Here is a 14,771-nt window from a genome sequence, read left to right on the forward strand (position 1 = left end):
ACCCTAGCCGCCGATTACTTCCAACCAGCGTTATTAATTTCCTGGATGTTCTGAACAACGTTAGTAGACGTGTAAATAGCCTGCATGGTCGGCATGATCAAGCTAAGAAGGCGATTCCAGGTACCGAGACCAGAAGCGTCGACGTACACGATATCACGCGGATTCAGTTCAAAGCGGTCAGCCATCGCAAGAGCCATGGCATTCTTGGCATTCAACTGATAGACGTCAATCTTGTTCGGCGTTGTATTTCTAATAACATAGATATCGCTCGGAGCGGCATACAAGACATTGACACCACCCGCTGCCGTGAGAGCTTCTGCCAACGAGAGGTAGTTGTCCATGCGGACAATGCTCGTCCTGTTAACTTCACCCATGACGTATACCTTTCTATCCCTTTCCATTTCGGACTTGAGCGGGACAAAGAGCTGGTCATCCGGCTTCACGAGAATGCGTTCTATAGGAATGTTTTCCTTGAAAGCGCGGACGTAGTCGATGTTATAGACCTTGTCGCCACGACGGAGCTGGACAAAAGACGGGTCAGCCTTTTCATTAAAGCCACCTACTTCGGCAATCACATCGGGGATGGTCATCGGGTTTTCGTCAAAATGCACATAACCCGGTCTGTTCACGGCACCCGTGACAAAAGCCTTGCGGCTGTGGTAGCCCGTCACGCGGACATCGACCTGAGGATCGTTAAGGATCTTGTCGGAAAGGCGCTTGGTAATTTCTTTACGGAGTTCCTGAGCGGTAAGGCCTTCGACCTTCAGTTCGCCTGCGTACGGATAGAAGAGCGTACCTTCAGTCGTCACCTTCTGGCCTGCCGGCTGGTACTGACCCATCGGAGAGGTAAGTTCCGGATGTTCCCAGACAACCACCTGCACCTGGTCCAGAGGTCCAATCCTATATTCAAGGCTAGGAAGTGTATCCACCATCAGGTCTTCAAGCTTGCCTTCAAGCGGATTCTGGGCGACCGGGACAGGTTCCCCCATTTCACCGTTATCAATGGAATGTAACTTAAATGTAATTCCATTGTAAGTTGTGGAATCTGTGGGAACGTCCATTCGCATCTGGGGCGCGGCAAAGCAGCCACTCAAGATAGCGCCGGCGACACCACAAAGAGCTATACCGATTTTATTCATAGGTTACCTTTTTAGAATTATTTTGAGGCTTCACTTTGCCTAATCTTTTCCACCCAATACGGAGTCAGCTTGGAAATGAAGTTCCATGCCAAGACAAACGCGTTTTCTGGACGCCTGTACGGGTCAGGAATATCGACCTGGTGGGATTCACCATAGCGGAAAACCTTACCCTCAAGCCAAGGATACTTGTGCAGAAGTTCCCTTTTATGCCCATTTTCCATCACCAAAATCAAGTCAGCCCACTTGAGGATGTCCAAATTGATCTGGCGAGCTCGGTGTGCACTCATGTCAATGCCATGTTGCAACGCAATTTTCTGAGAGATTTCGTGAGCGGGATTATCAACCAAAGCACCGAGACCAGCACTCATCACATTAAAGTCAGGTCCGAGCTCTTTTTTCAAGAGATACTCCCCTGTTGGGCTGCGACAAATGTTCCCAGTACAAACGACAAGAATGTTTTTCATGATAATACAATAATAGAAAAATAATTTTACATTCTAAAGGTCAAAAGCGAATCCAAGGTCCTTGAGGAGCGGATTCTTGGTATCCTTTTCGGAAAGGAGCGGTTCAAAACCATCGCCCACCGGCCACTTGATTCCTACCGCCGGATCGTTCCAGAAAAGACCGCCTTCGTCATTCGGAGCGTAGAAACGAGTGCACTTGTAAACAAAAGCCGCCGTTTCGGAAAGCACCACGAAACCGTGAGCAAAGCCTTCGGGGATGTAGAACTGCTTCTTGTTTTCGGCGGAGAGCGTAACGCCCACCCACTTGCCAAAAGTCTTGCTGTTCTTGCGAAGGTCCACAGCCACGTCAAAGACTTCGCCTTCAATCACGCGGACGAGCTTGCCCTGCGGATTCTGCTTCTGGAAGTGAAGACCGCGGAGAACACCCTTGCGAGAACGGGACTCGTTATCTTGAACAAAGTCCACGTCAATGCCACCTTCGGCAAAGTCGCGCTTGCTATAGGTTTCCATGAAGTAACCGCGAGCGTCGCCAAACACCGTCGGTTCAATAATCTTCACACCTTCGATTTCTGTATCTATAAAATTAAACTTTCCCATTATAAATCTCCTATAGATCCTTCGCTTCGCTCAGGATGACGTAGGCTATCTGTTTCCGTACATTTTTTCGTAATACTTTTCGTAGTCGCCGCTAGTGATGTTGTCCAGCCATTCCTGGTTGTCCAGGTACCAGCGCACAGTCTTTTCGATACCCTCTTCGAACTGCAACGACGGTTCCCAGCCAAGTTCCTTCTGGAGCTTGGTGGAGTCGATAGCGTAGCGGGCGTCGTGACCGAGGCGGTCCGTCACGTACGTGATGAGGTTCAGGTCTTCGCCTTCGGCGCGGCCGAGGAGCTTATCGACGGTCTTGATGACGACCTTGATGATATCGATGTTCTTCCATTCGTTGAAGCCACCGATGTTGTAAGTTTCGGCAATCTTGCCGTTGTGGAAAATCACGTCAATCGCGCGGGCGTGGTCTTCGACAAAGAGCCAATCGCGGACGTTTTCGCCCTTGCCGTAAACCGGGAGCGGCTTCTTGTGGCGGATATTATTGATGAAAAGCGGAATGAGCTTTTCGGGGAACTGGTACGGGCCGTAGTTGTTGGAGCAGTTCGTGACGATCGTCGGCATGCCGTAAGTGTCGTGGAATGCGCGCACGAAGTGGTCGGAGCCAGCCTTCGAAGCGGAATACGGGCTGTGCGGCGTGTACTTCGTCGTTTCGTAGAAGAAGTCGTCACCGTATGCCAAATGATGTTCCGAACTAGAAGCCGTAGTCGTGAACGGAGGCGTGATGCCTTCCGGGTGGTTCATCTTGAGGGCACCGTAAACTTCGTCGGTCGAAATGTGATAGAAACGCTTGCCCTCGTACTTTTCCGGGAGGCTTTCCCAGTAGAGCTTTGCAGCCTGGAGGAGGGAGAGAGTACCCATGACGTTCGTGCGGGCGAATGTGAACGGGTCCTTGATGGAACGGTCCACATGGCTTTCTGCAGCGAGATGGATGATGCCGTCGACCTTTTCGTCCTGCATGAGCTTGTAGAACGCGTCAAAGTCGCAGATGTCCATCTTCACGAACTTGTAGTTCGGCTTGCCTTCGACATCCTTCAAGTTTGCGAGGTTGCCCGCATACGTGAGCTTGTCGAGGTTGATGATATTGTATTCAGGGTACTTGTTGACAAAGAGGCGAACAACATGGCTCCCAATAAAACCTGCCCCGCCAGTAATTACGATGGATCGTTTCATGAATTTCTCCAATTTACGAGGGAAATATAGTAAAGGGCAACTTTTTCTGCGGACAACAAACAAAAAAGAACCCGGCAAGGAATGCCGGGCATAAAAAGTAAAAACTCTAGTAACTAGTAACTCATAATTTCTAATAGTGAATCTTCCCTTCGGCAACCTTTTTGAGGTGCTGACCATAAGGAGACTTGCCATACTTGGCTGCAGATTCCAAGAGCTTTTCCTTGTTAATCCAGCCATTCTTATAAGCAATTTCTTCGATGGCAGAAATCTGGATACCCTGGCGGTTTTCGACCATTTTCACGAATTCGCCCGCTTCGATAAGGCTATCCATCGTGCCAGTGTCAAGCCAAGCAAAACCACGACCGAGGAGTTTCACGTCGAGTTCGCCCTTGTCGAGGTAAGTCTTGTTGAGGTCGGTAATTTCAAGTTCGCCGCGAGCGCTCGGTTTTTGCACCTTGGCAAATCCAGCCACGCGGTTGTCATAGAAATAAAGACCCGTAATAGCGTAATTGCTCTTCGGTTCCTTCGGCTTTTCTTCAACAGAAATCACCTTGCCATTATCGTCAAATTCCACAACGCCAAAACGTTCCGGGTCTTCGACGTAGTAGCCAAATACGCTCGCACGGCCATTTTCTTCGGCGTTCTTGACGGCTGCCTTCAAAAGCTGACTGAAACCGTTTCCGTAGAAGATGTTATCGCCAAGCACCATGGCGCAGCAATCGTTACCGATAAATTCTTCGCCCAAAATGAAAGCCTGGGCAAGTCCATCCGGGCTCGGCTGTACCTTATAGCTCAAGTTGAGACCCATAGCAGAGCCGTCACCGAGCAAACGTTCAAAGTTCGGCAAATCTGTCGGTGTAGAGATAATGAGAATGTCACGAATGCCCGCCAACATCAAAGTCGAAAGCGGGTAATAAATCATCGGCTTATCATAGACCGGCAAAAGTTGCTTCGATGTGACCATCGTAAGCGGATACAGACGTGTGCCGGAGCCCCCAGCGAGTACAATTCCTTTCATAACAATTCTCCTATGTTTTCGAAAATAGAAAACTTCTTACGAAAGATTTTTCAAAAAGTTATTTTTAGCACATTATGGCAGAGCAAAACAAGCGAATTCTCAAAGATTTTTTGAACGAACTGATTGAAAAGTTCAACGGACACCGTTCCGATATTTCGTCTGAAGACGTTTTGGAACAATTTATGGCGTGGGCCGAAGCCCGCGGGACTACGTTGTACCCAGCGCAAGAAGAAGCCATTTTGGAACTTTTAGACGGCAAGAACGTTATCCTCAACACGCCGACCGGCAGTGGAAAATCCATGGTCGCACTTGCTCTGCATTTTGACAGTCTTGTGCACAACCGCCGAAGCGTTTACACCTGCCCCATCAAGGCGCTCGTGAACGAAAAATGGATGGCGCTCTGTAAGGAATTTGGCGCCGAGAACGTCGGGCTTTCGACTGGCGATGCAACCGTCAACCGCGACGCCCCCATCATCTGCTGCACGGCAGAAATTCTTTCAAACATGGCGCTCTGCGAAGGCGAAACGCTTACCATCACAGACATCGTGATGGACGAGTTCCATTATTACAGCGACAAGGAACGTGGAGTCGCCTGGCAAGTTCCGCTTTTGACACTCCCGCAATCGAGATTCCTCTTGATGAGTGCCACCGTTGGCGCTACGGAATTTTTCGAACGCGATATGACCAAGCACACTGGCCGCGAGTCCGTGACCGTCCGCTCCACGCAACGTCCGGTGCCACTCGACTTTAGCTATAGCACCACCGAAATTTCGACCGAAGTGCAAAAGCTCGTGAACGAAGGCAAGGCTCCAGTTTACGTTGTGCACTTCACACAGGCGGCTGCGGCAAGCAATGCACAGAACTTTATGAGTCTTGACCTCTGCACCAAGGAAGAAAAAGTCAAGATTAACGAAGCGATAAAGGAAGTTCGATTCTCCAGCCCGTATGGCCCGGACGTCAAACGTTGGCTCAAGCAGGGCATTGGGCTTCACCACGCGGGACTTTTGCCGAAGTACCGCATTCTCTGCGAAAAGCTCGCCCAACAGGGTTTGCTCAAGGTCATTTGCGGCACAGACACGCTTGGCGTGGGCGTGAACGTACCGATTCGCACAGTCCTTTTCACGCAGCTCTGCAAGTACAGCGGTGATAAGACCGCCATTTTGACCGCTCGAGATTTCCACCAGATTGCAGGCCGCGCAGGCCGTAAAGGGTTCGACAATGTCGGCTACGTTGTCGCACAAGCGCCAGAGCATGTCATTGAAAATCTGAAACTCGAAGCGAAGTCGCGTACGACAGGCAAAAAATTTCAGAAGAGGAAACCGCCTGAACATGGTTACATTCCGTTTGACGAAAACACGTTCAAGCGTTTGATTGAATCCGCACCGGAACCGCTGACATCAAGCTTCCAGGTAAACCACGGAATGCTTTTGAACATCTTGAGCCGCCCGACGGACGGTTGCCGCGCTATGCGAGCACTCCTCAAGGATTGCCATGAAAGTGCCGCAAGCAAAAAGCAATTGCAGCACCGCGCCTTTTTGCTGTTCAGGAGTCTCGTCGAGAAAAAGATTATCGAATTCGTGCCCGCCGTTGCCGAAGGTTACAGCCACTTGCGCGTGAACATGAACTTGCAAGACGACTTCTCAATGAACCAGCCGCTATCGCTGTACTTACTTGACACGCTCCCGAAGCTCGACAAGGATTCGCCGGAATACGCGCTTGATGTGATAACCTTGTGCGAAAGCATCCTCGAAAATCCCGATGCGATTTTGCGCATCCAGCAGAGCAAGGCTCGCGATGCCCGCATGAACGAACTCAAAGCGCAAGGCATGGAATACAACCAGCGCCTCGAAGAGCTTGAAAAAGTCGAATACCCGAAACCGCTGCGTGATTTTATTTACGACACGTTCGATGCTTTTGCCGACATTCACCCGTGGGTGGACGAAAACATTGAACCCAAGTCCATTGTGCGCGAGATGTTCGAGAATTTCACGACGTTTAGCGGTTACGTGAAGCAGTACAATTTACAGCGCATGGAAGCGATTTTGCTCCGCCACTTGAACGGCGTTTACAAAGTACTTTCGCAGACTGTGCCTGACGGCTACAAGAACGAAGAACTCCTGGAAATGCAGGACTACCTCGGCGAAATGATCCGCCGCGTGGACTCCAGTTTGCTCGAAGAATGGGAAAAGATGGCGCACCCGGAAGATTACCAGAAGCGTTTGGACGAAGGCGCTTCCGAAGACGAAGTCGAAAAGGCTTTCGGTGCAGACAAGGCTGCCGCGGACATTACCTACGACAAGAAGCGATTCCTCAACATGGTTCGCCAGCGCATTTTCCAGATTATGATGAGTTTGCAAAAGCAGGACTTTTCGGATGTTCTGGACAGCCTCGCCGACGACCTTGCCGAAGGCGAACTTTTGGCGGATGATGAAGGTACCCCGTGGACAGAAAAACGGCTCATCGAAACGATGGCCGCCTACACTGCCGAGCATCACAAGTTCCGCATGGACGTGGAAGGCCGAGCACTCAGCCATACCATCGTCACGTACGAAGGGAACATTATGCAGATACAGCAAATGCTCCAGGACGAAGAAGGATTCAACGACTGGAGCATTGATTTCACGGTCAATCTCGACGAAAGCCGAGAAGCAGGAATGCCATTGTTAAAGCTTGTTAGAATCGGCGAAGTTTAAAACACAGTCATGCCCGCGAAAGCGGGCATCTCCGTTTTAAGCGAAGTTTAAGTTTAAGCCTCGCCGGCGAACTCAAAGCCAGCTTCTTCGACAGCGGTCTTTAAAGAGTCAATGTCGATATCATCATCGTCGTGCCATTCCACGTGCAACGATTTGCTCGCGACATCGGCTTCAGCAAATACAACTCCATCGAGCGGGCGAACCGCCTTTTCGACGCACGCCTTGCAGTGGCTGCAATTCATGCCGTTCACACGATACGTTTTAGAGACAGGTTCGGAATGCACCAAGGTCGCTGAGCCTGCCGAAGCGCTGTGATGATGGTCATGTTCGCCGTGTTCATGGCATCCACAAGATTCGCCGCATTCGCAATGGTCATGATCGTGATCATCCTCGCAAGAGTCAGCGCACTTGCAAGAATCTCCGCAACCGCAACCACAGCCGCAATGACCGTCACAGCCCTTGTGCGCAAACTTTGCATACAACATGAATGCAGCCAAGAGTCCAGCGCAAACGTAATCGAACACGCCTAAAGCCTCGTGCCCATGACAATCCGCAGCACCTTGCGGGAGCATCGCCGAGAGGAACGTATCCATAAAGAACGTATCGACGATAAAGCCAAAGAACATCGCGCCAAACGCAATCGAGAACAAGTAAGCTGCGAGCGTGCGCTTGCCAAAAGCCTTACCGACCACAAGCATCGAAGCGATACTCGTTGCAGGTCCAGCCATCAAAAGCACAAGAGCCGCCCCCGGAGTAATTCCCTTTGCCACAAGGGCGAGCGCAAGCGGAATAGAACCCGTGGCGCACGTGTACATCGGCATTGCCAAAAGCAGCACGCAGACCATGCAGAGAATCGGGTATTCACGCAATGCAAGGAACAGTTCATTCGGGACAAATGCAGAAATCAACGCACCAAGCACAAGACCGATCATGAGCCACTTGCTCACATCGCCCACCATATTCACAAGGCCATAGCGGAACGTTTCTTTAATCTTTCCCGTGAAGGTCCCTGAGCCTGCCGAAGGGCCGCCGCATTCACAGTGTTCATGGTCATCTTCACAGCAACAACCGCAATGTTCGTGTTCATGATGATGGTCGCCACTTTCGCAATGTTCATCGTGATCATGATAGTGTTCATGATGATGTTCATGTTTTGCCGAATCGCCATGCGCACCCACAGCCGCATTCCCAGCAGATTCGTTACGATCCGTTTCTCCGCGAGTTGCAAAGTTCGTCAAAACACCGCCAAACAAAGCCGTTACAAACGCTGCCACCGGACGCAAAATAGCGAACGGGAGTCCCAACAGCGAATACGTTGCCAAGATGGAATCCACTCCCGTCGCAGGAGTCGAAATCAAGAAGCTCACGCTAGCGCCCTTGCTTGCGCCTTCCTTGCGAATTGCAATCGAAGTCGGAATCACGCCGCAACTACAAATCGGAAGCGGGACCCCAAAAATTGCCGCCCAAAGCACCGATGCAAAATTCGACTTTGCAATTTTAGGCACGTACAAATGATTCGGTACCCAGACATGCAAAATTCCAGCGAGCAAAAAGCCTAGCAGCAAAAACGGAGCCATCTCCGAAAAAAGCGTGATAAATTCCCAGACAAAATCAGTAACCAAGTTCATTTTTAGACCTTCTTCTTATGCAAAATGTGAGCAAGACCCGTATTGAAAATCTCGCCAATGTGCTCATCATCGAGCGAGTAATAAATCTTACGACCGTCACGAGTCGGCTTCACAAGATTCGCCGTGCGCAAAATTCGCAACTGGTGGCTCACCACGGACTGTTCAAGGTTCAACTTTTCGGCAATGGCACTCACAGACATCTCGCCCGAAAGCAACAAATGAATCACGCGAATGCGCGTCGTATCGCCAAAGAACTTGAAAAACTCCGACAGTTCGAATAGCGTATCGATCGAAATATTTTGCGTATTCGGTTCTTTATGCATATTTATACCCGTTTTAATAGTTTAAATATATGAACAACAATTCATATATACATATTTTCATTTAACACGGCAAGGTATCATTCCATAAAAAATGGCTCCTTAACGACGATTCCGCCCAATTACGCAAAGTCTTCTTTATTATATTTTCATTACAAGTTAGGGGTTAATCACCAGGATTGCCTCAAAAAGGAGATTTTATGAAGAAATTTGCAACAGTCATTTTGACAGCTCTTTGCGCTACGGCTATCGCAACCGCACAACCGATTGACCAGCCCATTGAAAACGCACCGCAAGCAGTTTCAACGCAAGCAACCCCGGCTCAAACAGCCGCCCCACAAGCTGTAGCTACAGAAGCTCAAGCTAACGAGGCAATGCCAATCGACGAACAACAACAAACATATTCCGTCCAGAAAAAAGCCCCCATCGGTTTTGGCGCACGAGTCGCCTTCATTTACGGTAATTTCTGGGGATTCGAAGACCTTTCCGACGGTCTTGAAGAACCTACCGGCTTTGGCGGTGAATTCGGCGTTGCCACCCGTTTCAACATCGTAAAAGGACTCCAGTTCGCTCCTGAAATTTTGTTCCGCTTTTTCAACCTTAGCCATGACGACGACGATGTTGAAAGATGCTACAACCAGATGTTCCTTGATTTGTCTCTTTACATTCGCGGAATTATCGGCGGAGGTTTCTTCCTTGAAGTCGGTCCTCAGTTATCCATCAACACAAGCAGCGATTACTCCATTGACGGCGTAGACAACGAATTTGAAAAAATCACACAATCCACCGCTGAATTCGGTCTCAATTTCGGTTTAGGTTATTACGTCTTGGAAAACTTAAGCGTTAGCTTCCGTTGGTACATGGGATTTACCGAAGTATTCCCCGATGTAAAGTACTACTTTGACGACAACTTCAAGCCTGGTAAAGACCAAAACGGCAGCTGGTCCACGATCAACTTGAAGGGCGCCCACACGATGATGTTCAAGTTCGGCGCAACCTACTGGTTCATTTAATCTAAATGCGTTCGCACCAGTCCTTAAATTTGCAACCGGTTCTTTCGACCGAAGGCATGCGTAATCTCGACGCAGCGTCAAAAGAATTTTTGGCAAAAAAGACTACGAGCGAACCTTCAGAAGAAGACGTTATCCAAAGCGGATACACGTTAATGCAAGAAGCAGGGCTTGCGCTATTCAAGTTTATTCAAAACAAAATAGTCGAAATCCCTGCCCGTCACCACGTAAAGACCGTTGTCATTTTTATTGGAGGCGGAAACAACGGAGGCGACGGTCTCGTACTTGCCAAGCATCTTTTGCAGGCAGGGATTCATAGCCCAGTCTTTAGCCTCGCGCCCAAAAGTAAATTCAAAAACGAAGCCAAACTAGCGCTTGACGATTTTCTACAGGCAGGCGGTATTTTCGTCAGTTCCGCGTCACTTACCAAAAACGAAAGCTTCGCTATCCGCTTTTTGCGAGAAGATATTCAGCTTATCGTCGACTGCATGCTCGGAAACGGCGCCAAGGGAGAGCTTCGCCCCGATTTTGCAGAAACTGTACGAATCATAAACGAGAGCGGAACTCCCGTCATTGCCGCAGACGCACCCACAGGTTACGACTCCTCTATGCACATTTGCAACAACATTTGCATTCATGCAAGCGATACAATGTTGTTCGGATTTCCGCGTTTAGACGCTTACGTAAAAGAAGGTGGACCTGCATTTGGGAAAGCTGTTGTAGCCAAGCTCAACTACCCCAGCGAAGTCGTCCAGCAATTTGACGAAAAGAATTACCTCGTCACAGAAGATTATATTCCGCAGCTTTTGCCCAAGCGAAATGAATGGGGCGACAAGCGCCGTCAAGGAACAGCATTTATTATCGCGGGTTCCAAGGACATGCCGGGCGCAGCAGCGCTTTGCACAGAGGCAGCGCTTCGCAGTGGAGCTGGACTTGTAACACTCGCAACGACCGAAGCTATTGCGCCGATTATCCAAGCAAAACTTTCTGAACCCGTTTTTTGCAGTCTCGACGATTTCGGCAAAGACACAGTGCACCGCGGAACGCTACGGCAAGAAAACATTTCAACGTTATTGGATCGCGCAAAACACGCAAGCGCAATCGCCATTGGCCCAGGCCTTTCAACAAACTTCGGCACGGTTGAAGCAGTCCTCGCATTACTCCCGCAGTTCAAGGTTCCAACAGTCATTGACGCCGATGCTTTAAATGCAATCGCAATGATAGACGATGCAGAACCTAGATGCGGCATGGTATTTCATGACGAGAAAGCGACTATTCAGGCCGTTACCGAATACCTGCACAATTTGCAAGCGCCCGCTATTTTGACGCCTCACGTGCGAGAATTTGCAAGACTCTTCGGCGCTCTTCCGAATAGTAGCATGGCCATTCCGAGCCGTTTAAGAGAAATCGCCACAAGCACAAATAAAGTCATTCTGCTAAAAGGCGCACCAACATACATTGCAGCTCCTGATGGCAACGTTTATATCATTCCTGTCGCGAATTCCGGCATGGCAAAGGGCGGCAGCGGAGATGTACTTTCGGGAATCATCGTCGCACTCCTCGCACAAGGTTTGGCAACTCCCGAAGCAGCCGTACTCGGCGCACTTTTGCACCAGAAAGCAGGTCGCATAACACGCGAAGAACTCGGCGCATTCAGCATGCTCCCAAGCGACATCATCAAGAACTTGCACAAAGCGTTTTAATTTCTTTTTCCTCGCCTCGGCTCTTTTTTGCAAATTGCTACATTCCCTAGCATGGCAGAAAAGACTTTATTACTTCTCGATTCTTTCGCACTCGCGTTCCGCATGTTCTACGCTTACAGCCAGAACCCGCTCGTCAACAGCAAGGGTGAAGAAGTTTCCATGATGCACGGCTACTGGGGTGCAGTCCTCCGCATTTTGGCTAAACACAAGCCCACACATTTTGCGATTGCCCGCGATGTCGCGCACACCAAGACTTTCCGCCACGAACTTTACCCAGACTACAAGGCGAATCGCGGCCCGATGCCCGACGAAATGGCGGCACAGATGCCGCTTCTCTGCGAATCCTTGGAAGCAAGCGGCATCCCGCTTTTGTCAGAACCGGGCTACGAAGCTGACGACGTGATGGCAAGCGCCGCCGAAGCCGCCGTCAACGCAGGTTTTGACCACGTCGTGATTATCAGTAAAGACAAGGACATGTCGCAAATCGTAACCGACAAGATCCACCTTTTCCATTTGGAAAAGGGCGCAGACGGCATCGATTTTGGACCGCAACAAGTCCTTGAGAAATACGGCATTCCGCCTGAAAAAATCCGCGACTATCTAGCCCTCATGGGCGACTCGAGCGATAACGTTCCGGGCGTTCCGAAGGTCGGCCCGAAAACCGCCATCCAGCTGCTGACTGAATATGGCGACATGGACAACATTTACGCAAACATCGACAACATCAAAAAGAAAGGTTTGCACGACAACCTCGCGAACAACAAGGAACAAGCGTTCCTCAGCCGCGAACTTGTGACGCTACAGACAAAGCGCGCCTACCACGGCAACCTCGACGCCCTTGAATTCTGCGGCATCCACAGCGACACGCTCGAAGGCATTTTCAGGGAACACGAAATCAACAGCCTCATTCGATTACTCGAAAATGTTCCGAGCAAGACAGGATTTGTGCGCAAAGACGATTCCGACGACTCCGCGGCAGGTTCCGAGAGCAACGGCACCTCCGATGATTCATCCGGCGACTCTAGCATCAGCAAAGTCGTAAAAGCAAGCTTCCCGGTAGACCTCCCGCCCACTTACATCTGCGTTGATAACGAAGAAACCTTCGAACAGATGAAAAAGGAATTTGACGAAGCGACCGAAATCGGTATAGACACCGAAACCGACGGACTTGACCCGATGCAATGCAACATTGTCGGGCTTTGCCTTGCCGCAGCCGCAAAAGATGGAAGCGTTCCTAAAGGCTATTACGTCCCGCTCGGCCATACCGACGATATCGGGTTCCCGTACCCCGCCGGCAAGGGCGGAAACTTCGACTTCAACGCCACCAAGAAATGGTTCGTTGAATTTTGGAACGATTCGAAGCGTTCACTCGTTTTCCACAATGCCAAATTCGACTTGCACGTTCTCGCCCGCACCTTCGGACTCACGCAAAAGCAAATCGACTCCGCAAACATTATCGACACGCTCATCGCCGCATGGATGCTATCGCCCGGCCAAACCGGGCTCGGCCTCGACAATCAGGTGATGCAGCTTTTGCAGCACGAGATGATTCCGATCGAGAACCTCATCGGACGCGGCAAGAACCAAATCACGTTCAACCGCACGCCCATCAAGGACGCCACCGAATACGGCGCCGAAGACGCCGTCTACACGCTCCGCCTCTGGGCTCCGCTCCGCGCCAAGCTCCAGAAGTACGACTACGAAAAGTACTTTTTCAGCCAGGAAATGCCACTCCTCAAGGTCCTTTACCAGATGGAAGGCGTTGGCGCATTCGTCGACACGAAGATTCTCAAGAAATTGCAGACCGATTTGGAACACCGCATCGAAAAGCTCGAAAAAGAAATCTGCGACATGGCGGGTTGCGAATTCAACATCGGCTCGCCCAAGCAGCTCGGCGAAGTGCTCTTTGACACGCTCGGCCTCCCCGAAATCAAGAAGCGCAGCACCGATGCCGCCGTCCTCGAAGAACTCAGCTTCCGCAGCGCGCACCCGATTGTTTTCGCCGTCATCGAGTACCGCGAACTCAAGAAGATGCAGAGCACCTACGTTTCCGTGCTCCCGACACTTGTGAATCCGGATACCAAGCGCATCCACACGAGCTTTATCCAGTGGGGTACCGCGACAGGCCGCCTTTCGAGCCGCGACCCGAACTTGCAAAACATCCCCGTCCGCAGCGATCTCGGCAAGCAAATCCGCGCCGCATTCGTTCCGCAGAACCCGAACAATGTGATTCTCGCGGTGGACTACTCGCAAATTGAACTCCGCATGCTCGCCCACCTGAGCGGAGATGAAGCGCTCATCGAAAGCTACAAGGAAGGCATCGACATCCACGCCCGCACTGCTGCCGCCATCAACCGCGTAAGCCTCGAAGACGTGACCGCCGACATGCGCCGCGACGCAAAGGTCGTGAATTTTGGCGTGCTCTACGGCATGACCGCCTTCCGCCTCTCCCGCGACCTGAAAATCCCGATGGCACAGGCCAAGAGCTTTATCGACGGCTACTTCGAAATGTACCAGGGCGTGCAAAAGTTCATCGACGACACCAAGGCCGCCGCCCACCGAGACGGCTACGTCGAAACGCTCTCCGGACGCCGCCGCTACATCGCAGGCATCGACAGCTCCGACCGCATGGAATCGCAAATGGCCGAACGCATGGCCGTGAACACCCCCGTGCAAGGGAGCGCCGCCGACCTCATCAAGATTGCCATGATCCGCATCCAAAAGCGCATCAACGACGAGAACCTCCCGCTCCGCATGATGCTCCAGGTGCATGACGAACTCGTGTTCGAGTGCCCGAAGGACCAGGTCGAAGAGCTTTCTGCCATGGTCAAGTCCGAAATGGAAGGCGCCATGGAACTTAAAGTTCCGCTCGTCGCCAGCGTCGGATTCGGCAAAAATTGGCTCGAAGCACACTAAAGACCGCTCGGCTCCCGCGCAGCCCCAAATGTTCTCAAAAAAAGTTCTCAAACGAATGTGATTTTAGCCACGTTTGTTCTTACAAACATGTTATTTATTTC

At 50.8% G+C, this 14,771-nt stretch carries 11 protein-coding genes; 4 read left to right on the forward strand and 7 right to left on the reverse strand.

Going from position 1 to position 14,771, the window contains the following annotated elements:
* Window positions 1-14: 14 nt before the first annotated feature.
* The 5 genes from B9Y77_RS14740 to rfbA all read right to left on the reverse strand — a co-directional run bounded on the left by B9Y77_RS14740 (window position 15) and on the right by rfbA (window position 4,400).
* The gene (locus tag B9Y77_RS14740; RefSeq protein WP_085492207.1) at window positions 15-1,139 is read right to left on the reverse strand and encodes a polysaccharide biosynthesis/export family protein; all 1,125 of its coding nucleotides are present in this window, start codon (window positions 1,137-1,139) and stop codon (window positions 15-17) included.
* Between the two features lie 17 nt (window positions 1,140-1,156).
* A complete protein-coding gene (locus B9Y77_RS14745) occupies window positions 1,157-1,603 on the reverse strand; it encodes a low molecular weight protein-tyrosine-phosphatase (RefSeq protein ID WP_014545536.1) in 447 nt (148 codons plus the stop codon).
* A gap of 33 nt (window positions 1,604-1,636) precedes the next feature.
* Window positions 1,637-2,200, reverse strand: a complete 564-nt coding sequence (rfbC, locus tag B9Y77_RS14750; protein WP_073443185.1) for a dTDP-4-dehydrorhamnose 3,5-epimerase — start codon at window positions 2,198-2,200, stop codon at window positions 1,637-1,639.
* A gap of 45 nt (window positions 2,201-2,245) precedes the next feature.
* Complete coding sequence (locus tag B9Y77_RS14755; protein WP_085492208.1) at window positions 2,246-3,382, reverse strand: dTDP-glucose 4,6-dehydratase; 1,137 nt, start codon at window positions 3,380-3,382, stop codon at window positions 2,246-2,248.
* 130 nt (window positions 3,383-3,512) lie between these two features.
* Window positions 3,513-4,400 carry a glucose-1-phosphate thymidylyltransferase RfbA gene (gene rfbA / locus B9Y77_RS14760; protein ID WP_073443321.1) on the reverse strand — a complete coding sequence of 296 codons (888 nt, stop codon included), beginning with the start codon at window positions 4,398-4,400 and terminating at the stop codon, window positions 3,513-3,515.
* Between the two features lie 74 nt (window positions 4,401-4,474).
* On the opposite strand from rfbA, the gene B9Y77_RS14765 reads away from it, so the two are divergent.
* A complete protein-coding gene (locus B9Y77_RS14765) occupies window positions 4,475-7,093 on the forward strand; it encodes a DEAD/DEAH box helicase (protein WP_085492209.1) in 2,619 nt (872 codons plus the stop codon).
* A 53-nt stretch (window positions 7,094-7,146) separates the two neighbouring features.
* Here the strand turns inward: B9Y77_RS14765 and B9Y77_RS14770 are convergent, their stop codons facing one another.
* Both B9Y77_RS14770 and B9Y77_RS14775 read right to left on the reverse strand, forming a co-directional pair.
* Entirely contained in the window at window positions 7,147-8,721 is a 1,575-nt protein-coding gene (locus tag B9Y77_RS14770; protein WP_085492210.1) for an SO_0444 family Cu/Zn efflux transporter, read from the reverse strand.
* Between the two features lie 2 nt (window positions 8,722-8,723).
* Window positions 8,724-9,044, reverse strand: a complete 321-nt coding sequence (locus tag B9Y77_RS14775; RefSeq protein ID WP_073443327.1) for an ArsR/SmtB family transcription factor — start codon at window positions 9,042-9,044, stop codon at window positions 8,724-8,726.
* 197 nt (window positions 9,045-9,241) lie between these two features.
* Here B9Y77_RS14775 and B9Y77_RS14780 point away from each other — a divergent pair, with 197 nt between their 5' ends.
* Genes B9Y77_RS14780 through polA form a run of 3 tightly spaced genes read left to right on the forward strand, consistent with a single transcriptional unit; the run spans window position 9,242 to window position 14,670 of the window.
* On the forward strand, window positions 9,242-10,054 hold the full coding sequence (locus B9Y77_RS14780; protein ID WP_085492211.1) for a porin family protein: 813 nt from the start codon (window positions 9,242-9,244) through the stop codon (window positions 10,052-10,054).
* 5 nt (window positions 10,055-10,059) lie between these two features.
* Window positions 10,060-11,754, forward strand: a complete 1,695-nt coding sequence (locus tag B9Y77_RS14785) for an NAD(P)H-hydrate dehydratase (protein WP_085492212.1) — start codon at window positions 10,060-10,062, stop codon at window positions 11,752-11,754.
* A 51-nt stretch (window positions 11,755-11,805) separates the two neighbouring features.
* Window positions 11,806-14,670 carry a DNA polymerase I gene (polA, locus tag B9Y77_RS14790; RefSeq protein WP_085492213.1) on the forward strand — a complete coding sequence of 955 codons (2,865 nt, stop codon included), beginning with the start codon at window positions 11,806-11,808 and terminating at the stop codon, window positions 14,668-14,670.
* Window positions 14,671-14,771: the final 101 nt, after the last annotated feature.

Origin of the sequence: Fibrobacter sp. UWB13 (assembly GCF_900177805.1) — a bacterium.
Taxonomy (GTDB): Bacteria; Fibrobacterota; Fibrobacteria; order Fibrobacterales; family Fibrobacteraceae; genus Fibrobacter.